Raw genomic sequence first — 22129 nt, forward strand, 5'->3', positions numbered from 1 at the left:
GGAGAGATTTCATAATGGCTAAAGAAAAATTTGATCGCTCAAAAACACATGCCAATATTGGTACTATCGGTCACGTTGACCATGGTAAAACTACTTTAACAGCTGCTATCGCAACTGTATTAGCAAAACGTTCTGGTGACGGAGAAGCTCGTTCTTACGACCAAATCGATAACGCTCCAGAAGAAAAAGAACGTGGTATTACAATCAATACTTCACATATCGAATACGAAACTGAAAAACGTCACTATGCGCACGTTGACTGCCCAGGACACGCTGACTATGTTAAAAACATGATCACTGGTGCTGCTCAAATGGACGGCGGTATCTTAGTAGTATCTGCTGCTGACGGTCCAATGCCTCAAACTCGTGAGCACATTCTTTTATCACGTAACGTAGGTGTTCCTGCATTAGTAGTATTCTTAAACAAAGTTGACATGGTTGACGATGAAGAATTATTAGAATTAGTTGAAATGGAAGTTCGTGACTTATTATCTGAATATGACTTCCCAGGCGACGACGTTCCTGTAATTGCTGGTTCAGCATTAAAAGCATTAGAAGGCGACGAAGCTTACGAAGACAAAATCATGGAATTAATGGATGCTGTTGATACATTCATCCCAACTCCAGAACGTGACTCTGACAAACCATTCATGATGCCAGTTGAGGACGTATTCTCAATCACTGGTCGTGGTACTGTTGCTACAGGCCGTGTTGAACGTGGTCAAATCACTGTTGGTGAAGAAGTTGAAATCATCGGTTTAACTGAAGAATCTTCTAAAACAACTGTAACTGGTGTTGAAATGTTCCGTAAATTATTAGACTTCGCTGAAGCTGGAGATAACATCGGTGCATTATTACGTGGTGTTGCTCGTGAAGACGTTAACCGTGGTCAAGTATTAGCTAAACCAGGTTCAATCACACCTCACACTAAATTCAAAGCTGAAGTTTATGTATTATCTAAAGACGAAGGTGGACGTCATACTCCATTCTTCACAAACTACCGCCCACAATTCTATTTCCGTACTACTGACGTAACTGGTGTAGTTAACTTACCAGAAGGTACTGAAATGGTTATGCCTGGCGACAACGTTGAAATGGACGTTGAATTAATTTCACCAATCGCTATTGAAGACGGTACTCGTTTCTCAATCCGTGAAGGTGGACGTACAGTTGGATCAGGCGTTGTTACAATCATCGAAGCTTAATTCGATATTGAACAAACTTGATTAAACAAATTTAAAGCCGAGACATTAAGTTGTCTCGGCTTTTTTTATGGTTTATTTTTCTAATTCATCACTATGTTCAATAATAGATAAGAATAATTTGACGCTATTTTGTAATGCTTGTTCATCTAAATCGAATTTTGGATGGTGATGCGGATAAGTCGCTTTAAGTGCTTCGTTACCTACATCAGTAAAGAAATATGTTCCTGGAACATGTTGTAAGAAATAACCAACATCTTCGCCACCTAAAGAAGGAGGGAAATCGAATGCTTCATCAACTGAATCAATTTCTGATGCAAGTTTTTTAGCCCATTCTGTTTCTTTCTCATGATTTACTACAGGCGGATAACCGTCGTGATATTTCAAGTGGCATTTAACACCATAGCTTGATTCGATACCGTTTAATATGCCGTTCAAACGTTCTTTAATTTGATCTTTAACGTATGGTAAATATGTTCTAATTGTTCCAGATAATTGAACTTTATCCGCGATAACATTGAACGCATTACCACCTTTAAATGTGCCGAACGTTACGACAGCCGATTCTAAAGGATCAACTGTTCTTGAAACGATACTTTGTGCTTGGACAATCAATGAAGATGCAGCAACGATAGGATCTTTAGCTAGTTGTGGCATAGCACCATGTCCACCTAACCCTTGTATATCAATTTCAAATGAATCAGCTGCAGCATATGCTGGTCCTGAACAAAATCCAACTTTATTCGCGTTAATATGACTTGCTGTATGTGTTCCGAAGACATAATCCACACCATCGAGTGCACCGGCTTCTACCATAGATTTAGCGCCACCAGGCAGTGACTCTTCAGCATGTTGATGGATTAATACGACATTCCCATGAATATCTTGCTCGTGCTTTTTAAGTATTTTTGCAGTGATGAGTAAACTTGCTGTATGCGCATCATGACCACAAGCATGCATCACACCATCGACTTTAGACTTATAAGGTACATCTTTCTCGTCTTGAATAGGCAATGCATCAAAGTCAGCTCTTAATGCAATCGTTGGGCCATCGTGTCCGCCGTATATATAACCTAATAAGCCATTACCACCGACATCTTTTTTAACTTCAATTCCAAGGTCTTCAAGATAATCAGCTATGTATTTCTTTGTATTTTCTTCTTGAAATGAAAGTTCGGGATGCTGATGTAAATGTCTTCTAATTTCTATTAATTCATCCATATATTGATTAACTTCAGTCGTTAATGTCATGAATATCATTCCTTTCCATAAACTTAAATGTTGTGAGTAAGAAGATGCGTACAGCGTTTATTAAGCCTTGCTCATCAATATCAAACTTTGGATGGTGATGAGGAAAGTCAGCTTTGAAATACTCGTTTCTCGTGCCTGTATAGAAAAATGCACCAGGAACACGCTGTTGGTAATAAGAAAAATCTTCTCCACCTAGACTTGCTTCTAATTCTACGAGTTCTTCAACGCTATCAATCTCTTTAGTCGCTTCTAATATAAGATCAGTTTCACGTTCTGTGTTTATTACAGGAGGATACCCTTTACTATATTTCAAGTCGTAAGTAACGTCAGTAGAAGTCGCAATGCCTTCTAATACTTTTTTAAAGCCTTCTATGACACTTGTCTGCGTGTCTGAATCGAAAGTTCTAATCGTTCCACCAATTTTACATGTATCTGGTATGACATTATTCGTTTCTCCAGCATTAAACATTGTAATGGACAAAACGGCAGGAGAGAGTGCACTTGTTTTACGTGAAACAATGTATTGTAAATCGTTACATAGTTGTATACCTGCAGCGAGTGGATCAATCAATTGATCAGGATGTGCAGCATGTCCACCTCTACCTTTCAAAGTAATCCAAAAATCATCTGGGATACCTGTCGTTGTACCGTATTTATAGCCGATTTTACCAACATCTAAATGACTAGATACATGTTGTCCGATAATCGCATCAACACCTGTTAAACACCCATCAGCAATCATTTGAATGGCACCACCAGGATCGACTTCTTCAGCATGTTGATGAATAAAGACGACACGGCCATTAATTTCATCTTTATGTTCGGATAAAATTTTCGCAGTCATTAGCAATACAGCCGTATGGGCATCGTGACCACAAGCATGCATGACGCCATCAACAGTTGACTTGTAAGGTACTTCCTTTTCATCTTGGATAGGTAATGCATCAAAATCAGCTCTAATCGCTAATGTAGGACCTTCTTTATCTTTATTTAATGTACCTACAACACCACGTCCTCCGACTCCTTCACGAACGTCAATACCTAATTCTCTTAAGTAATGTGCAATATAAGCAGGTGTCTTCACTTCTTCAAAAGATAATTCCGGATTCATATGTAAATATCTTCTGATTTCAATCATTTCATCATAATAGTCTTCAACTTTTTGTAATAAAATATTTTTCATTCTTATAGAACACCTTCTATCTCAAGTACTTGAATAAACATTTGTGTCGTCGTCTTCATCGCTTCTTCGTCTAAATCAAACATAGGATGATGATGAGGGGCAGTTGAGCCTTTATCTTCATTACCGCTACCTGTTAGGAAGAAACAACCTGGACGATTAAGTAAGTAGTATGAGAAATCTTCACCAATCATCATAGGAGGGATGTCTTCATAAGTTAAATCTAAGCGCTCAGCAGCTTCTTTAACCACTTCATATTGTTCTTTGTGGTTGACGACTGTAGGATAACCTCTACGGTATTCAAAGTCATAAGTCGCGTTATTTGCTAAACAAATCCCTTTTAAAATACGTTCAAGCTCAGCTTCTATTGTATCTTTAACTTCTGGTTTAAACGTTCTAACTGTACCCGCTAAAGTAGCTGTATCACTTATAACATTAAAAGCAGTACCCGCATCTACTTTCCCAACTGTAATAACGCCTCTATCAATTGGATCTATATTTCGAGAAATAATTTTTTGGATGCTAGAAATATATTCTGCAACGATTACAATTGGATCGATTGATGTATGAGGTTTAGCGCCGTGACCACCTTTACCTTGAATGGTTACTTCAAAGTAGTCAGGTGATGCCATCATTTCATTAGGACGTGTCTTAATTGAAGATGTTTCATGACCGCTCCAAAAATGGTTTCCATAAACTTTATCGACACCTTCTAATGCACCATCATCAACCATTGGGCTAGCACCGCCAGGACTTAATTCTTCTGCATATTGAAAAATAAAAACAACATCCCCTTTAAGCAAATGTTGATGTTCATGCAGTATTTCACAGAATGTTAAGAGTGTAGCGGTATGACCGTCATGACCACATGCATGCATAACACCATCCACAGTCGATTTATAAGGTACGTCTTTTTCATCTTGAATAGGTAAAGCATCAAAGTCTGCGCGAAATGCGATCGTTTGACCAGGTTCGTTCCCTTTTAATTTAGCGACAATGCCACGTTCCCCGACTGGCGCTTTAATCTCTAATTTATCTAATTTCTTTAATTCAGATAAAATAAAATCATGAGTTTTCTCCTCATGATAGGATAGTTCAGGATTTTTGTGCATATGTCTTCTGATGTCTACAAGTCGATCGAATTTTTTATCTACTTCTTCTTTCCAATTAACCATTAATAAACCTTCTTTCAGTTCTTTAAAAATATAATATGATAATTGTAGCAAAATTTATAGAAAATTTAAACAATTCAATTTAAGATGATAACGCTTAATTCTTTGATTTTGATGTGTTATGATTGAGAAAAAGTGCTAAAGGAGAAGGTTTAAATGGTACAAACATTAGATTCATTCTTACAAACAAATCTAAATGAATTAAAAGACAATGGCCTATATAACGAGATTGATGTCGTTGAAGGTGCAAATGGTGCTGAGATCACAATTGGAGGTAAAAGTTACATTAACTTATCTTCAAATAACTATCTTGGATTAGCAACAGATGAAGATTTAAAGAAAGCTGCTAAAGATGCGATAGATTCTCACGGTGTAGGTGCGGGGGCAGTACGTACAATTAATGGTACGTTAGACTTGCATAGAGAACTTGAAGAAACTTTAGCTCAGTTCAAAGGTACTGAAAGTGCAATCGCATATCAATCAGGCTTTAACTGTAACATGGCTGCCATCTCAGCTGTTATGAATAAAAATGATGCAATCTTATCTGATGAATTAAACCATGCTTCAATTATTGATGGTTGTCGTTTATCTAAAGCGAAAATTATTCGTGTTAATCATTCAGATATGGATGATTTAAGAGCGAAAGCTAAAGAAGCGGTTGAATCAGGTCAATATAATAAAGTTATGTACATTACAGATGGCGTATTCTCAATGGATGGAGACGTAGCGAAATTACCTGAAATTGTAGAAATTGCTGAAGAATTTGGTTTAATCACATATGTTGATGACGCGCATGGTTCTGGTGTAATGGGTAAAGGTGCAGGAACAGTTAAACATTTCGGACTTCAAGACAAAATTGATTTCCAAATCGGAACACTTTCAAAAGCAATTGGTGTTGTAGGTGGTTATGTAGCTGGTACTAAAGATTTAATAGACTGGTTAAAAGTTGCTTCAAGACCATTCTTATTCTCAACTTCATTAGCACCTGGAGATACTAAAGCTATTACAGAATCAGTGAAAAAATTAATGGCTTCTACAGAATTACATGATAAATTATGGGATAATGCTAATTACTTAAAAGAAGGCTTAAAAGCAAAAGGCTTTGATATCGGTCATTCAGAAACACCAATTACACCTGTAATTATCGGTGAAGAGAAAAAAGCTCAAACATTTAGTAAGAGATTAATGGACGAAGGTGTGTATGCGAAAGCAATCGTATTCCCAACAGTTCCAAGAGGCACTGGCCGTGTAAGAAATATGCCAACAGCCGCTCATACTAAAGAGCAACTAGATCAAGCAATTGATATTTATGAAAAAATCGGTAAAGAATTAGGATTACTATAATTAATATTTCATCAAGCGCATGGGACAAATGAATACGTCCCATGCGCTTTTAATTTATAACGATTGAGGCGACTGTTTGTAACAGAACTTGCGGGTTTTGTAATTAAAGGTGCCGTTAGTAACAAATCTCCGTACTTTTGTAATTAAGGGTGCTGTTAGTAACAAATCTTCGTACTTTTGTAATTAAGGATGCAGTTAGTAACAAATCTCCATATTTTTGTAACGAAATGTACCGAAACTAACATTTTATTCTCGACTTATGTATTACAATACGATTGTTTTTTGTATAAGGTAACTTTATTTATCTATAGTATGTACTTCTGAAGTATACAAAACGGTAAAAATATAGTAAAATATCATTGAAGAAAGCGCTTTTGTCTTTCTTGAGCATACAAATGAACATTTCAACAATACAGGAGGATTTAAAATGAAAAAGATAATAATCACTGGGGCGTTAGGACAAATAGGGACAGAATTAGTTATAAAGCTAAGAAATAAATATGGTAATGAAAATGTATTAGCGACTGATATTAGAGAACCAGAAAGTGACAGCGAAATTAATAATGGACCATTTGAAATTTTAGATGTTACAGATCAAGAAAGATTTCATGAATTAGTTAAAAATTTCAATGCAGATACTTTAATGCATATGGCAGCATTACTTTCAGCAACTGCTGAAAAGAATCCACTATTCGCTTGGAATTTAAATATGGGTGGATTAGTAAATGCACTTGAAATAGCACGTGAATTCGATATGCAATTCTTCACACCAAGTTCAATCGGTGCGTTTGGACCAAATACACCTAAAGATATGACACCTCAAGTTACAATTCAAAGACCAACTTCAATGTATGGTGTAAACAAAGTAGCCGGGGAATTATTATGTGACTATTACTACACGAAATTTGGTGTAGATACTAGAAGTATGAGATTTCCTGGGTTAATCTCTTACGTTAAAGAACCAGGTGGCGGTACAACTGATTATGCAGTGGAAATTTATTTCAAAGCTATCAGAGAAGGAAGATACGATAGCTATATAGATAAAGGTACATTTATGGATATGATGTTCATGGATGATGCTATTGATGCAATTATTAAATTGATGGAAGCGGATAGTTCACGATTAATTAACCGTAATGCATACAATGTGAGCGCAATGAGTGTTGATCCTGAGACGATTAAAGCTGCTATCCAAAAACATATGCCTGATTTCGAATTAGGTTATGATGTGGATCCAGAAAGACAAGCAATTGCTGATAGCTGGCCAAATTCAATTGATTCAACTTGTGCTAAAGAAGAGTGGGATTTCTCACCAGCTTATGATTTAGAAAAAATGACATCATTAATGCTTAAAGCCATTGAAGGAAAAGATAATTTAGCTAAACAGTAATTTTATTGTGTATATTTTTTAAATTTTCCAAAAATTCATTGAATAACGCCTCTATGACTGATATACTTGATAACATTAATTATTAATTAGCCTAGGAGGAATCATTATGACAGAAACATTTTACGTAGAAAAGCGTGAACAGCTTAAAGAGAAACCGGATTTTTCAAATTTGGTCTTTGGCGAAATCTTTACTGATTATATGCTATCTATGTCATATAAACAGGGTGAAGGCTGGTCAGAGCCTAAAATAATTCCATATGGGCCGATTACGTTGTCACCAAGTGCACAAGGTCTTCATTATGGACAAACAGTGTTCGAAGGAATGAAAGCATATAAAGATGGTGATGAAGTTACGTTATTCAGACCTGACCAAAATTTCAAGCGAATTAATTTATCTTTAAAAAGACTTGAAATGCCTCAAATCGATGAAGAAAAAGTATTGAACGGTTTAATTCAACTTATTGATTTAGAGCGCGATTGGATCCCTAGTGGAGAAGGACAATCTTTATATGTTAGACCATTTGTATATGCAACTGAACCATACTTAGGTGTGCGTTCTTCTACGGACTACGAATTTTTAGTAATACTTTCTCCAGTAGGCGCTTATTACGGTGATGATCAAATGAAACCAACAAGTATATATGTTGAAGATGAATATGTACGTGCTGTAAGAGGTGGCGTTGGATTTGCTAAATGTGGTGGTAATTACGCAGCAAGTTTAATTGCGCAAACACGTGCTAATGAACTTGGATTTGATCAAGTATTATGGTTAGACGGCGTTGAACAAAAATACATCGAAGAAGTCGGAAGTATGAATATATTCTTCGTCATCGATGGTAAAGTTGTAACACCTGAGTTGAATGGTAGTATTTTACCAGGTATTACGCGTAAAACAGTTCTCGAACTTGCTAGAGAGTTAGGTTATGAAACTGAAGAGAAACGATTATCTATTGATGATATTATAAATGCCCATCATGACGGTCGTTTAACAGAAATTTTCGGGACAGGAACTGCAGCAGTTATTTCTCCAGTAGGATTCCTAAAATACGAAGAAGCTGAAATAACAATTAATAATAATGAAATCGGTCCGGTTACTCAAACGTTATTTGATGAATATACAGCAATCCAAACAGGTAAGAAAGAAGATAAATATGGTTGGAGAGTTGTTGTAGGACAAGAAAGCCACATTGAAATTGTGTAAATAAATTCAATAATAAGAAGAGAGTCTGAGACAGTATCTGTAGCAGGCTCTTTTTTAAAGGAGTAAAGTGATGATTAAATGGTTATTATTTGATAAAGACGGGACATTGCTTAAGTTTGATGAAACATGGTCTGAAATATCCCTTGTGATGATTGATTGCTTTGTTGAGAAATATCATATAGAGCAACAACAAGCATTACAAGAAGCGTTAGGATATGTAGATGGACAATTTCTTTCAAGTGGTATATTAGCATCTGGAACATTAGCTGATATCGTACGTGTATTTACACAATTTGCAGAAAATGCTGATCCAAAAGAAATTGAAGACTGGACAGTACAACTAAGCAAAGATTTAATCGAAGAGTACGAGCCAGAAACCATCGTTATAGAAGGAATGGTAGAAACATTAACAGGATTTAAAGAGAAATTATACCAAATCGCAATTATAACAAGTGATGATATCGACGGGACAAATCGATTTATTCAAGATGCAGGTGTAGGTCATTTAATAGATGAAAAAATAACTGCGTCTATTAACGGTTATCAAAAGCCAAATCCTAAAATGGTAGAAGAATTTTATGAAAAATGGAACGTATCACCAGATGAAATTGTGATTATAGGTGATACACCAACTGACATACAAATGGGTAAGAACGCTCACTTCAAGAAAGTTATTGGCGTTCTGAGTGGTACGGGTAATAAAGAAGATTTATCAGATGCAGACTTTATTTATCAAGATATTAATGAATTTTACGCACAAGAAGTGGAATGGAGTAAATAAAAGGCCATAAATATGCTTATAACAGGCTGTTTATGGCCTTTTTATTATTTCACGCGCGTATAAAAAGGATTAACAAAGAACATTTAAAATTTAAGAGTAATAACATTTGACATATACCTGTAGGGGGTATATTATAACAATGAATCATATTTGATTTTATTTTTTTAAAAATTTTATACCCCCATAGGGTATAATGAACTGAAAATTTTTTCATAATATTTAAATAGAGGTATTAATAAAAGGAGGTGAAATCAATGTATAAAGAATTTATTAAAGTATATGGCATGAGTTGTGGACATTGTAAACAATCTATAGAAAATGCGCTTAATGAATTAGATGGTGTTAATTCTTCAGTAGTGAACTTATCTAAAGGAGAAGTTGAAATAAATTTTGATGAAAATAAAGTAAATTTTAATGGATTTAAAGAAGCAATCGAAAATCAAGGTTATGAAGTTGAAATGTAAATAGAAAAGGCGCATCGATTGATGTGCCTTCAATTAAAAATATAGGTAAAAATATGATTTAAAATTCATTAGCACTCAAACAAAATTATAAAAATACAAGATACTGAATTTGGAGGGAGAACGGATGATTAAACAAGCCGGATTTATTTTGTTATCTTCTAGTCTTGTTTTAGGAGCATGTTCCAATGGTGATAATAATGAACACAATGAACATATGACACATGATAGTGAAGACAATAAAATTCCTAAAGGTATGAATGTTTCAAAAAGTAGTAAATTTAAAAAAGGTGACAATATAACTATTAAAAGTGATCACATGCCGGGTATGAAAAATGCTAAAGGTACTGTTAAAGGCGTATATGATACCTATGCTTATGTTGTGAGTTATGAGCCTACAAATGGTGATAAACGAATTAAAAACCATAAATGGGTTGTTAATGAGGAAGTTGATAAAGCACCTAAAAATGGTTATAAAAAAGGTGATAGCGTCAAATTAAATGCTAATCATATGGCAGGGATGAAAGGCTCAAAAGCAAAAATTGAAAAAGTTTATCAAACTGATGTATATGTTGTTGATTATAAATCTACAGAAGATGGAAAAAAAGTTAAAAATCATAAGTGGATGACTAGCGATGAATTAGATAAAGGATAGTATAAAGAAAGGAGCTCTTTAAATGGATACAAATAAGAAAAGTCATATGAATCACTATGAACATCATAATCATAAAGGTCATGAAGAACATAAAAATCATATGAATCATAATGAACATCATAGTCACGAAGGTCATGATCATCATGGTAACTTTAAGCAAAAATTCTTTATATCTCTTATTTTTGCAATACCGATTATAATTCTATCACCTATGATGGGGTTTAAGTTACCTTTTCAATTTACTTTTACTGGTTCAGATTGGATTGTTCTTATATTAGCAACAATATTATTCTTTTATGGTGGACAACCATTCTTAGCAGGAGCAAAAGATGAAATAAAAATCAAAAAACCTGGAATGATGACATTAGTTGCTTTAGGGATTACAGTTGCATATGTATATAGCTTGTATGCTTTCTATTTAAATCATTTTACGCATACAGAAATGCATACAATGGATTTCTTTTGGGAATTAGCAACACTTATTTTAATTATGTTACTAGGACATTGGATTGAAATGAATGCAGTAGGTAATGCAGGTAATGCACTCAAAAAAATGGCAGAGTTATTACCTAACAATGCAATGAAAATAACTAGTGATGGTGAGCGTCAAAAAGTTAAAATATCTGAAATTAATATTGAAGATATCGTTGAAGTAAAAGCTGGTGAGAGTATACCGACCGATGGGGTACTTATTAAAGGTGAAACATCTGTTGATGAATCTTTAGTTACAGGTGAATCAAAAAAAGTTCAAAAATCAAATGATGATTTAGTAATTGGTGGTTCTATAAATGGTTCTGGAACAATACAAATTAAAGTAACTGCTACAGGAAAGGATGGGTACCTTTCTCAGGTAATGAACCTTGTTAGTCAAGCACAACAAGACAAATCAAGAGCAGAGTTGTTATCTGACAAAGTTGCTGGTTATTTATTCTATTTTGCAATAACAGTTGGTTTAATAGCATTTATAGTGTGGATGATTTTAGGAAATGATATTGATTTCGCTTTAGAAAGATTAGTTACGGTTTTAGTTATAGCTTGTCCTCATGCTCTTGGTTTAGCTATACCATTAGTTACTGCTCGATCAACATCAATTGGAGCACATAATGGTCTTATTATCAAAAATAGAGAAGCTGTAGAAATAGCTCAAAATCTAGATTATGTGATGATGGATAAAACTGGTACATTAACTGAAGGTGTCTTTACAGTAAATCATTATGAAAGTTTTGTAGATCATTATAATGGTAATGAAATTTTAAGCCTATTTGCTGCTTTAGAGAATTCATCTAACCATCCTTTAGCTGTAGGTATTACTGAGTTTGCAAACAGTAAAGATTTAAAATTACCTCAAGCATTTAATGTTAATAATATTCCAGGAGTCGGATTAGAAGGTCAAATTGGTAATAAAAACTTTAAAATAACTAATGTCACTTATCTTGATAAATACAATTATAAATATGATAAAGAACTATTTATCAAATTAGCTAAAGAAGGCAATTCTATCAGTTATTTAATTGATGAAAATGACGTTATTGGCATTATCGCGCAAGGTGATAGAATTAAAGAAAGTTCTAAAAAAATGGTAACGCAATTAGTGAACAAAAATATAATACCTGTCATGTTGACAGGGGATAATAATGAAGTTGCACAATCTGTAGCTAAAGAATTAGGAATAAATCACATACATGCTCAGTTGATGCCAGAAGATAAAGAAAAAATTATCCAAGATTATCAAAGTAAAGGACGTAAAGTTATGATGGTTGGAGATGGAATTAATGATGCACCTAGTCTTATTAGAGCAGATATAGGGGTAGCGATTGGTGCTGGAACAGATGTCGCTATTGAATCTGGTGATATAATATTAGTTAAAAGTAATCCACTAGATATTATTAATTTTCTTTCTCTATCTAAAAATACAATGAGAAAAATGATACAGAATTTATGGTGGGGAGCAGGATATAATATACTTGCTGTTCCTTTAGCTGCTGGTATTTTAGCTTCAATTGGTATTATATTATCACCAGCAGTTGGGGCAATATTAATGTCTCTAAGTACAGTGATTGTAGCAATTAATGCGTTTACTCTAAAATTAAAATAAAAATACTTTAAAAGGCCATATATATGCTTATATCAGCATGTTTATGGCCTTTTTATTATTTTACGCGTGTATCGATTGAACGGTGTGTCTCAATGACATGCGCAATTTTATCTATAATATGGTTAATGGAATCTGGATCTTCGTATAAGTCATAGTCGTTAATATTTACACGTACAACTGGACATTCTGTAAAATTATTAATCCAATTATCATAACGTGAGAATAATTTTTTCCAGTATGCTTCATCTGTTTCGATTTCCATTTGACGTCCACGTCTTTGGATACGTTGAATGACGTCATTATAGTCACATTCTAAATAGATTAATGCGTCTGGTTTAGGAAAGTAAGGCGTCATAACCATTGCTTCAAATAATTCTCTATACGTCGCATAATCTTCTTCAGTCATTGTGCCTTGTTCTTCGTGCATTTTAGCAAATATATCAACGTCTTCATATATTGAACGGTCTTGAATAAATCCGCCACCATATTCGAACATTCTTTTTTGTTCTTTAAAGCGTTCTGCTAAAAAGTAAATTTGTAGATGAAAGCTCCAACGTTCAAAGTCGTGATAAAATTTTTCTAAATAAGGGTTGTTATCGACTTTCTCAAAAGAAGTCTTGAAGTTTAGTCGTTCGCTAAGTGCTTGTGTTAAAGATGATTTTCCAACACCAACAGTACCAGCAATTGTGATGATAGCATCATTTGGTATGACTTTACTTGTCATGTATAATCTCTCCAATCAAAGGTTGTAATAAGTTTAAGACTTGTTGATAATCTGCGGTGTTATTCACGAAATCTAAATGAGAAGTATCGATTTGAATCGCATCAATTTCATTTTTTACTTCTTCATAAAATTGATTATAGTCACGTTTAAGTTGAGCTAAATAATCATTTTCAATTTGAGTTTCGTATGATCTATTTCGATGGGCAATTCGTTGTTGAAGTACTTCGAGGGATGCATCGAGAAAGATAATTTGGTCAGGCATGCGAATATCTTCAGTTAAGATATCATAAATTCTACTAAATTTATCAAATTCAGTTTCATTTAATGTGTTTTTAGCGAAAATCTTATTTTTAAAGATATGATAGTCGCTCACAATACCGTTAATATTTTCTAAATCGGTTAACTGTTTGTAACGATGACACAAGAAGAACATTTCGGTTTGAAAGCTCCATTTAGAAATATCGTCATAAAAATCACTTAAATATGGATTCTCATCAACAATTTCAAATTCTTCAGTGTAATGGAGCGCTTCAGCAAGCTTTTTCGTTAAAGAGCTTTTCCCGACGCCGATTGGTCCTTCAATTGCGATAAAGGTTTTTTTCATATATATCTCTCCAGATGTTAAAATAGACATACTTATTCTATCACAAATTAAACGGAGTGAAATGTAGCGTGCATGAAAAATATATGAAACTTGCAATTGAAGAAGCAAAAAAAGCTTGGGCAATGGATGAAGTACCGATTGGCGCAATAATTGTTTATAAAGATGAAGTAATTGGCAGAGGACATAATTTAAGAGAACATGATCAAAGCCCTGTAGCGCACGCTGAAATGATTGCGATACAAGAAGCGGCCAAGTACCTTAATTCATGGCGTCTTGAAGAGACAACATTATATGCTACGTTAGAGCCTTGTGTTATGTGTTCAGGCGCTATTGTTATGAGTAGAATTCCTCATGTCGTATACGGCGCGACAGATTTAAAAGGCGGTTGTAGTGGTAGCTTAATGAATTTAATAGAAGATACACGCTTCAATCATCGAGCTACAGTTGAAAGAGGGATACTCGAACAAGAATGTGGTGACATGTTACGAACATTTTTTAAGGAAAAAAGGATTTTAAAAAAACAAATTAAGCAGAATAATACAGATTCATAGAGATTATTACTGTTATTTGTTAAAATTTATGTTGAATATAAAGAAAAGAGGTTACTTTCATGATTAAGTTAATCGCAACAGATATGGATGGTACTTTATTAAACGCTGCACATGAAGTTTCTAATGAAAATTATGAAGCAATAAAGTATGCACAATCTAAAGGGATAACTGTCGTTATAGCTACGGGTAGAGCATTTTATGAAGCAAACAGTCCAATTGAAAAAACAGATTTAACATTACCATATATTTGTTTAAATGGTGCAGAAGTAAGAGATGAAGAATTCAACATCGTTCATACATCTAAATTAACGCGTCCATTAATCAATAAAATTACAGGCGTCTTAAATAAAGAAGATATTTATTATCAAGTATATACAAACTTCGGTATATATACAGAAGACCCAGAAAAAGATTTAGAAATATACGTTGATATCGCTGAAAAAGCAGGTCAAAAAGCAGATGTTAAAAAAATTCGTGCCAACATTCAAAGTAGAATTGACAACGGTACTTTAAAAACTGTCGATAGTTACGATGAAATCGAAAATAGACCAGGCGAAATCATTTTGAAAATATTGGCCTTCGCGAGTGACTTAACTAAAATTGATAGAGCTAAAGCTGAAATTTCAGAATCAAAAAGTTTAGCTGTATCTTCTTCATCAAGAGGGAATATCGAAATTACGCATTCAGATGCTCAAAAAGGTATTGCTTTAGAAGAAATAGCAAATCAATTAAACATTCCAATGTCAGATGTAATGGCAATTGGTGATAATTTAAATGACGTTTCTATGTTAGAAAAAGCAGGATATGCAGTTGCCATGGAAAATGGTGCACCCGAAGTTAAAGAGATAGCAGATTATGTTACAGACACTAATGAACATAGTGGTGTAGGTAAAGCGATTATACATGCACTCAAAGATTATGACCGCTAAAACATCGTCCAAAAGAATGATTTTTCTATAAATTTGAATTCATAGTTTTTTTGTATGTTATAATGGTCGGTAATGATAATCATTAAAATTTTGAGGTGACAACATTGAAAGTATTACTTATTGTAGGTAGCGCAAAACAATATTCACATACACATGCACTCGCACAATTTGTTCGAGGTAATTTAGAAGAACAAGGTGCTGAAGTAACATTGTTTGATTTATATGATAAACAAATACCGTTTTTAGATGTATCAGGCAAGCATTTAAATGACGAACGCGTTAAAGAGAATGTAAATGAATTACGTGAGAAAGCTGAAGAAGCCGATGCAATTATTATCGGTACACCAAATTATCACGGTTCTTATTCAGGTATACTGAAAAATGCATTAGATCATTTAACGATGGATCAATTTAAAATGAAACCTGTAGGCTTAATATGTAACAGTGGTGGTATGCGCAGTACAGAACCATTATCACATTTACGTATTATTATGAGAAACTTATTAGGTATCGCAGTGCCAGTCCAAATCTCAACACAAGACGCAGACTATGGTAAAACAGAAGACGGCACATATTATGTAGATGTAGATGATATTAAATTACGCGTAAAATTATTTACAGAACAAATCACAAAATTAATACAAAATAACCCATGGATTGAAACAGAAGAAGTAAATTCATAATAAGAGGAGAGTAACAGCTTAGGCTGTTGCTCTTTTCTTTATAGAGAATAGTGGAATTGTAGGGATGGGAGTGGGAAATACGGACCGATACGAAAAATTACCGGTCCAGAAACGAGATTACCGGGTCGATAAAATAATTTATCGACCCGAAAACGGAATACCAAGTTATATAACATCACAACTCCTCTTAATAATGTATAATTACCTTATTATAATAATATGGACTTTTGATAACTGGATGATTAAGCAATAATAGGGGGTATAACCATGGAATATTCAATAAAGAGAATACCTAGCAATGAGGACTTACAAAAGTTATATTTAAGTGTCGGTTGGGATGTATATGTAAAGAATAATGAAGATATGACTGCGCTATTAAAAAATGCAGGTTACTTTGTAACTGTATGGGATAATACTCAATTAGTTGGATTGACTAGAATTATAAGTGATGACCATTCAATTGCATATGTACAAGATATACTTATAGATTCTGGTTATCAAGGTAATGGAATAGGTAGCAAACTTTTAAATATGATTAAAGAACGATTTAATCATGTCAGACAAGTTGTATTAATGACGGACACATCAGAAAAAACTATCAATTTTTATGAAAAGAATGAGTTACTGTCATTAGATAAATATGACTGTACTGCTTTTATGAAGATCAACCAATAGCCCTCCCGCATCCACAACCAAAAAACGGACCGACTTTTCTACGTCGGTCCGTTCTCTATTTAAATTACTTAGTATATTTTAATCTTGCGAATGCGTCGTGTTGATGTATAGATTCTTCGTTTCGGCATTCGATTTCAAATCCTTGTATCCATTCTAATTCTACTAAATCAGCTGCTACCAATCTAATTAAATCTTCTACAAATCTTGGATTCTCATATGCTCTTTCTGTTACGGCTTTTTCGTCAGTTCGTTTCAAGATTGGGTATAACATTGAACTTGCGTTAGCCTCCATACCGTCTAATACAATATCTTTGTAGTTATCTGGTAGGCTTACTTCGGGATCTAAATCAATTAGGACTGTGATGATACCACGCTGATTATGAGCGGAGTATTCACTAATTTCTTTAGAACATGGGCATAACGTTGTTACAGGTACTTCTATACCTAAAGATTTCTTTGTTATTTTATCTTCTGAAACGGATAAGATATATCTAATATCTGCATGACCGACTGCCTTTTGGTTTGTAACTGGGCTATAGCGGTTAAAGAACCATTTTGCTGTTACATCTACTGATGCAGTATTTTGAATCATTGCAGTTTGTAGTGTATTTAATAATGTTGTTAGATGATCGAAATCTAGTTTCACACCGTTATCATAATGTTTTTCAACACTTTCGATAATACGGCTCATATTAATACCTTTTTCGTCTTGATTTAAACTAGTTGAAAATTCGAAGTTTCCAACTGTTTGAAAATCATCAATTCTTACAGGGTAAATTAAGTTCTTGATACCAACATGTTCAATTTCGAACAGGAAATCTTTCTTAGAGCTTTGTAAATCAGGCATCTTTTCTTTTTCAGTTGGTTTCGTACCTTTAATAGGGTCAACTGAACCGAAATATTTCCAGCGCGCTTCACGTGTTGATAAATCTAATTGTGTCATTCACATTGCCTCCACTATCTATTCAATATGATATGTCCAGAAATGTTCTGTCTTCATCCACATATCTTTAGCCGCTTCACCTTCTTGAGTATTTGAAGCAAGGTTTTGTAACATTGGACCTGTTTGAGACGCATGAGCTTTAAGGACCTTCATCTTGCGTTCTTCGTATCCAGTAATATCTATATTAATATCCGGTTCTCCTAAATCGCTGTATGTGTCATTACTAAATGCCACAAGGTGTAATTTAGGTCTTGCTGATGCTTCCATACGACTGACTGTTCTTACAACTGATTCTGCAGTTGCTTCATGGTCAGGGTGAACGGAATAACCAGGATAGAATGAAATAATCAATGATGGGTTAAGTTCATCTATTAATGATTTTACCATATTATCTAATTCATCTTTAGGTTCAAATTCGATTGTTTTATCTCTATAGCCCATTTTTCTTAAATCCGTGATACCGATCGCTTCAGCTGCTGCATCTAATTCACGTTCTCTTATAAATGGTAAAGATTCACGTGTAGCAAAAGGTGGGTTACCTAGGTTACGGCCCATCTGTCCTAACGTTAAACATGCGTAAGTTACTGGTGTACCATTGTCCACGAACTTACTTAATGTACCAGATGTTCCAAATGCTTCGTCGTCTGGATGTGGAAAAATAACTAATACTTGTCTTTCGTCATTCATTGTATTCACCTCTTAATCCTTGAAAGGATTGCTACTAATTTCTAAAGTTGCAGCAAGTTGTCCTTCATAATTTAGTCCCGCTATTAATAGTTCGTTATTTTCAGTTACTTCATAATGTGTTAATCCTTGAACATAAACCCAACCGTTGTTGTCTAATTTTAAACCAACACGATAAGGTTCTTTATTACCGCCCGTTAAATGTGCATGTGTAAAAGTAACTTGAATATTTCTTAAAAATGTACCAGCATTAAATACTTTGCTATCAAAATGGTTTGCATAAGCACCATTTGTTGTTTCTACATGGAGATAAACTAGCTTATTTTCATATTCCGATATTAGTGATTGTACTTGATCTATTTGAATTAATTCCATGCCTTTCACTCCTCATAGTATATACTTTACTATTCTACTAAATTCTTGCGTAAATTTATATACATTCTGCTCACAAGTTATGATTTATTGTCTTTAAGTATGACGTCTCTTGTATGCTGATAAAGATTCATATTATCTTGTCGCTCTAACAATATATAACTGACAACATCAATCAAGAAATGTGCTGAAATTTGTGTGTTAATGAATTGTTTATCGTTTACTCTCGTTTGATCAATCGTCATAATGACAATGTCAGAATAAGCAGTTAGTTCACTGCCAGCATAGTTTGTAATCGCAATAACAGTTGCCCCTTGAGATTTAGCAATTTTAGCAGCATTAATCAGTTCTTCTGTCTTGCCACTATTAGAAAAAGCAATTAACGCATCATTTCGATTTAATAGCGAAGCACCAATTTTCATTTGATGCGCATCAGTTACAGAACTTCCAGCTATGCCCATTCTCATCGTTCGATAATAGAATTCAGTTGCTGTTAAACCAGAACTCCCTAAACCTGCAAAAAGCGTTTGACGACTATTAGTTAAAATATCAATCAGTTGATTAATTTTATCGTTAGATATAAATTCACCAGTTTGTTGTATAAGCGTTTGATGATATTCGTGGATTCTTTTAATGAGTGGAACGTTTTGAATATCCGTCTTCTCATAAGTTTGTTGAATATTGAACTTCATATCTTGAAAATGTTGATAGTTCAATTTATGACTAAATCTTGTAATGCTAGAAGTTGATACACCAATTGCATAAGCTAAAGAAGTAATTGTTGAAAAATGATCGCCAACTGGATGATCGAGTATGAATCTAGCAATCTTTTCATCAGACTTTGTGAAAAGGTATGAAAATTGTTGAATACGATTTTCAAAATTCATGAAGGACACCTCAATTTATAGAATAAATAACATTATAATTGAAAATATTTTTCAAAACAAATAATAAAGTTGACTATAATTTTCATGGTGTTATATTTAGGGTAAATAGGGAGGTAGGTGTTCGAATGAGTAAAATTTTTGATAAAGCACAGCAATTCGGGAAATCATTTATGTTACCTATAGCAATTTTACCGGCAGCAGGGTTGTTATTAGGTATCGGGGGTGCTTTAAGTAATCCAAATACAATTAAAGCATATCCGATTTTAGACGTAGATTTATTACAGTATATATTTATTTTAATGTCATCAGCGGGGAATATCGTTTTTGCGAATTTACCAGTATTATTCGCAATCGGGGTTGCGATAGGCTTAGCAAGAAGTGATAAAGGTACAGCAGGTTTAGCAGCAATGTTAGGATTCTTAATTATGAATGCGACGATGAACGCATTATTAACGATTACGGATAATGTTGCAGCACCAGAAGAGTTAGCTAAAGCAGGACAAGGTATGGTACTAGGTATTCAAACTGTTGAAACAGGTGTGTTCGGTGGGATTATCGTAGGTATTATGACTGCCATGCTACACAATAAATATAACAAAATCACATTGCCACCGTTCTTAGGATTCTTTGGTGGATCGAGATTCGTACCGATTGTAACGTCAATTGCGTCAATCGTACTAGGTGTTATTTTGTTCTTTGTTTGGCCAACGATTCAAAGTTGGATATTCAATGCGGGTGGTCTTGTTAATAAAACGGGTGTAATCGGGACGTTTATTTATGGATTTATATTACGTATGCTTGGGCCATTTGGCTTACACCATATATTCTACTTACCATTCTGGCAAACTGCACTTGGTGGTACGATGGAAATTAATGGGAAAATCATTCAAGGGACTCAAAATATCTTCTTTGCACAATTAGGAGATGCAGATTTAACACATTATTATTCAGGTATTTCTAGATACATGTCTGGTCGTTTTATTACAATGATGTTCGGGTTGCTTGGTGCAGCTTTAGCAATTTACCACACAGCTAAACCAGAGAAGAAAAAAGTAGTAGGGGGCTTAATGCTTTCTGCAGCATTAACATCATTCTTAACAGGTATTACAGAACCACTTGAATTTAGTTTCTTATTCATAGCACCAGTATTATATGTTATCCATGCAATATTTGATGGTTTAGCATTTATGATGGCTGACATATTAAACATCACGGTCGGTCAAACCTTTAGTGGCGGATTCATTGATTATATCCTCTTCGGTGTGTTACAAGGGAATAGTAAGACGAACTATTTATTAGTCATTCCTATCGGTATAGTTTGGTTCTTCTTATACTATGTAACATTTAGATTTTTAATTACGAAATTTAACTTTAAGACACCAGGACGTGAAGATAGTGAAGCTGTGCAAACTGTTGAAGCAAGTGAACGTGCCGAAACAATTATTAAAGGTTTAGGTGGAAAAGAAAACATAGATACAGTTGATTGTTGCGCAACAAGATTACGTGTAACGATTAATGATGAACATTTGTTTAACGAAGATCTCATTAAGACGACAGAATCTAGAGGGATCGTTAAAAAAGGAACGGGTATTCAAATCATTTATGGTCCGCATGTTACGACTATAAAAAATGAAGTAGAAGAAGCATTAGAAAATCAATAAGGAGTGTTTTTATAAATGTTACCACAAGGATTAATCGTGTCATGTCAGGCTTTACCGGATGAACCATTACATTCATCTTTTATCATGAGTAAGATGGCATTAGCTGCATCTCAAGCAGGTGCTAAAGGTATTAGAGCGAATACTAAAGAAGATATTATCGCTATTAAAGAAGAAATTGATTTACCTGTAATCGGAATTGTAAAACGTGATTATGAAGGTTCAAAGGTATTTATCACAGCAACTTCAAAAGAAGTCGATGAATTAATTGAAAGTGGTTGTGAAGTCATTGCGTTAGATGCGACTAAACAAGAAAGACCAAAAGAATCACTTGAAGAACTTGTATCATATATTAGAGAGAAAGCGCCAAATGTTGAAATTATGGCAGATGTCTCTGATTTAGAAGAAGCCATTCAGGCAGATAAATTAGGTTTCGACTATGTTGGTACAACTTTAAGAGGCTACACAGAATATACAAAAGGTCATGTATTATACGAAAATGATTTTCAATTTTTAAAAGATGTATTAGACAATGTTAACGCAAAAGTAATCGCAGAAGGAAACGTTATTACTCCTGAAATGTTTAAACGTGTAACAGAATTAGGTGTACATTGTACAGTCGTAGGTGGAGCTATTACGAGACCTTTAGAAATAGCGAAAAGATTTATAAAAGAAATAGAGGGATAA

Annotated in this window: 23 protein-coding genes; 14 read left to right on the forward strand and 9 right to left on the reverse strand. The window is 34.2% G+C overall.

Translation table 11 applies throughout. The annotated features are described in order from the left end of the window. Window positions 1-14: 14 nt before the first annotated feature. Complete coding sequence (tuf, locus tag LQ694_RS06650) at window positions 15-1205, forward strand: elongation factor Tu (protein ID WP_048541361.1); 1191 nt, start codon at window positions 15-17, stop codon at window positions 1203-1205. A gap of 72 nt (window positions 1206-1277) precedes the next feature. Here the strand turns inward: tuf and LQ694_RS06655 are convergent, their stop codons facing one another. The 3 genes from LQ694_RS06655 to LQ694_RS06665 are packed head-to-tail and all read right to left on the reverse strand — an operon-like array spanning window position 1278 to window position 4808. Beyond that, entirely contained in the window at window positions 1278-2453 is a 1176-nt protein-coding gene (locus LQ694_RS06655) for an amidohydrolase (protein ID WP_239771930.1), read from the reverse strand. Beyond that, window positions 2437-3636 carry an amidohydrolase gene (locus tag LQ694_RS06660; RefSeq protein ID WP_239771933.1) on the reverse strand — a complete coding sequence of 400 codons (1200 nt, stop codon included), beginning with the start codon at window positions 3634-3636 and terminating at the stop codon, window positions 2437-2439. The genes LQ694_RS06655 and LQ694_RS06660 overlap by 17 nt, the downstream gene beginning before the upstream one ends. 2 nt (window positions 3637-3638) lie before the next feature. Then, on the reverse strand, window positions 3639-4808 hold the full coding sequence (locus LQ694_RS06665) for an amidohydrolase (protein ID WP_058610904.1): 1170 nt from the start codon (window positions 4806-4808) through the stop codon (window positions 3639-3641). 153 nt (window positions 4809-4961) lie between these two features. On the opposite strand from LQ694_RS06665, the gene LQ694_RS06670 reads away from it, so the two are divergent. The 7 genes from LQ694_RS06670 to LQ694_RS06700 all read left to right on the forward strand — a co-directional run bounded on the left by LQ694_RS06670 (window position 4962) and on the right by LQ694_RS06700 (window position 12732). After that, window positions 4962-6149, forward strand: coding sequence for a glycine C-acetyltransferase (locus LQ694_RS06670; protein ID WP_048541367.1), 1188 nt, complete (start codon window positions 4962-4964; stop codon window positions 6147-6149). 427 nt (window positions 6150-6576) lie between these two features. Next, window positions 6577-7539, forward strand: coding sequence for an L-threonine 3-dehydrogenase (locus LQ694_RS06675; protein ID WP_218696972.1), 963 nt, complete (start codon window positions 6577-6579; stop codon window positions 7537-7539). 106 nt (window positions 7540-7645) lie between these two features. Beyond that, window positions 7646-8740, forward strand: coding sequence for a branched-chain amino acid aminotransferase (locus LQ694_RS06680; RefSeq protein ID WP_058610905.1), 1095 nt, complete (start codon window positions 7646-7648; stop codon window positions 8738-8740). A 70-nt stretch (window positions 8741-8810) separates the two neighbouring features. Continuing rightward, window positions 8811-9521 carry an HAD family hydrolase gene (locus tag LQ694_RS06685; protein ID WP_218696970.1) on the forward strand — a complete coding sequence of 237 codons (711 nt, stop codon included), beginning with the start codon at window positions 8811-8813 and terminating at the stop codon, window positions 9519-9521. 254 nt (window positions 9522-9775) lie between these two features. Continuing rightward, window positions 9776-9985 carry a copper chaperone CopZ gene (copZ, locus tag LQ694_RS06690; protein WP_218696968.1) on the forward strand — a complete coding sequence of 70 codons (210 nt, stop codon included), beginning with the start codon at window positions 9776-9778 and terminating at the stop codon, window positions 9983-9985. Between the two features lie 124 nt (window positions 9986-10109). Continuing rightward, window positions 10110-10637, forward strand: coding sequence for a YdhK family protein (locus LQ694_RS06695; RefSeq protein WP_196967957.1), 528 nt, complete (start codon window positions 10110-10112; stop codon window positions 10635-10637). 22 nt (window positions 10638-10659) lie between these two features. Continuing rightward, window positions 10660-12732, forward strand: coding sequence for a heavy metal translocating P-type ATPase (locus LQ694_RS06700; RefSeq protein ID WP_239771938.1), 2073 nt, complete (start codon window positions 10660-10662; stop codon window positions 12730-12732). Between the two features lie 55 nt (window positions 12733-12787). Here LQ694_RS06700 and LQ694_RS06705 read toward each other — a convergent pair whose 3' ends face one another. Together LQ694_RS06705 and LQ694_RS06710 are read right to left on the reverse strand one after the other, a co-directional pair. Further along, complete coding sequence (locus LQ694_RS06705; protein WP_058610910.1) at window positions 12788-13456, reverse strand: deoxynucleoside kinase; 669 nt, start codon at window positions 13454-13456, stop codon at window positions 12788-12790. Then, window positions 13446-14060, reverse strand: coding sequence for a deoxynucleoside kinase (locus tag LQ694_RS06710; RefSeq protein WP_037589930.1), 615 nt, complete (start codon window positions 14058-14060; stop codon window positions 13446-13448). The genes LQ694_RS06705 and LQ694_RS06710 overlap by 11 nt, the downstream gene beginning before the upstream one ends. A 68-nt stretch (window positions 14061-14128) precedes the next feature. Here LQ694_RS06710 and tadA point away from each other — a divergent pair, with 68 nt between their 5' ends. The 4 genes from tadA (at window position 14129) to LQ694_RS06730 (ending at window position 16898) form a co-directional block, all read left to right on the forward strand. Further along, window positions 14129-14611: a tRNA adenosine(34) deaminase TadA gene (tadA, locus tag LQ694_RS06715; protein WP_255307816.1), complete on the forward strand. Its 483-nt coding sequence runs from the start codon at window positions 14129-14131 to the stop codon at window positions 14609-14611. Window positions 14612-14670: 59 nt separating this feature from the next. Then, window positions 14671-15540 (forward strand): Cof-type HAD-IIB family hydrolase, encoded by an 870-nt coding sequence (locus LQ694_RS06720; protein ID WP_048541384.1) that lies wholly within the window; start codon window positions 14671-14673, stop codon window positions 15538-15540. A gap of 104 nt (window positions 15541-15644) precedes the next feature. After that, the gene (locus tag LQ694_RS06725) at window positions 15645-16223 is read left to right on the forward strand and encodes an NADPH-dependent FMN reductase (protein ID WP_058610911.1); all 579 of its coding nucleotides are present in this window, start codon (window positions 15645-15647) and stop codon (window positions 16221-16223) included. Between the two features lie 267 nt (window positions 16224-16490). Next, the gene (locus LQ694_RS06730; protein WP_070369124.1) at window positions 16491-16898 is read left to right on the forward strand and encodes a GNAT family N-acetyltransferase; all 408 of its coding nucleotides are present in this window, start codon (window positions 16491-16493) and stop codon (window positions 16896-16898) included. Window positions 16899-16962: 64 nt separating this feature from the next. On the opposite strand, the gene folE2 is transcribed toward LQ694_RS06730, so the two are convergent. From folE2 to LQ694_RS06750, 4 genes are all read right to left on the reverse strand, one after another. Next, window positions 16963-17841: a GTP cyclohydrolase FolE2 gene (gene folE2, locus LQ694_RS06735; protein ID WP_196967960.1), complete on the reverse strand. Its 879-nt coding sequence runs from the start codon at window positions 17839-17841 to the stop codon at window positions 16963-16965. Window positions 17842-17859: 18 nt separating this feature from the next. Further along, entirely contained in the window at window positions 17860-18528 is a 669-nt protein-coding gene (gene bshB2 / locus LQ694_RS06740; protein ID WP_037589936.1) for a bacillithiol biosynthesis deacetylase BshB2, read from the reverse strand. Window positions 18529-18540: 12 nt separating this feature from the next. Continuing rightward, complete coding sequence (locus LQ694_RS06745) at window positions 18541-18900, reverse strand: YojF family protein (RefSeq protein WP_218696966.1); 360 nt, start codon at window positions 18898-18900, stop codon at window positions 18541-18543. Between the two features lie 77 nt (window positions 18901-18977). Continuing rightward, complete coding sequence (locus LQ694_RS06750) at window positions 18978-19784, reverse strand: MurR/RpiR family transcriptional regulator (RefSeq protein ID WP_070372908.1); 807 nt, start codon at window positions 19782-19784, stop codon at window positions 18978-18980. 125 nt (window positions 19785-19909) lie between these two features. Here LQ694_RS06750 and ptsG point away from each other — a divergent pair, with 125 nt between their 5' ends. Both ptsG and LQ694_RS06760 read left to right on the forward strand, forming a co-directional pair. Next, a complete protein-coding gene (ptsG, locus tag LQ694_RS06755) occupies window positions 19910-21445 on the forward strand; it encodes a glucose-specific PTS transporter subunit IIBC (protein ID WP_070372909.1) in 1536 nt (511 codons plus the stop codon). A gap of 15 nt (window positions 21446-21460) precedes the next feature. Beyond that, on the forward strand, window positions 21461-22129 hold the full coding sequence (locus LQ694_RS06760; RefSeq protein ID WP_048541398.1) for an N-acetylmannosamine-6-phosphate 2-epimerase: 669 nt from the start codon (window positions 21461-21463) through the stop codon (window positions 22127-22129).

The organism is Mammaliicoccus sp. P-M58 (assembly GCF_022386165.1).
Lineage (GTDB): Bacteria > Bacillota > Bacilli > Staphylococcales > Staphylococcaceae > Mammaliicoccus > Mammaliicoccus sciuri.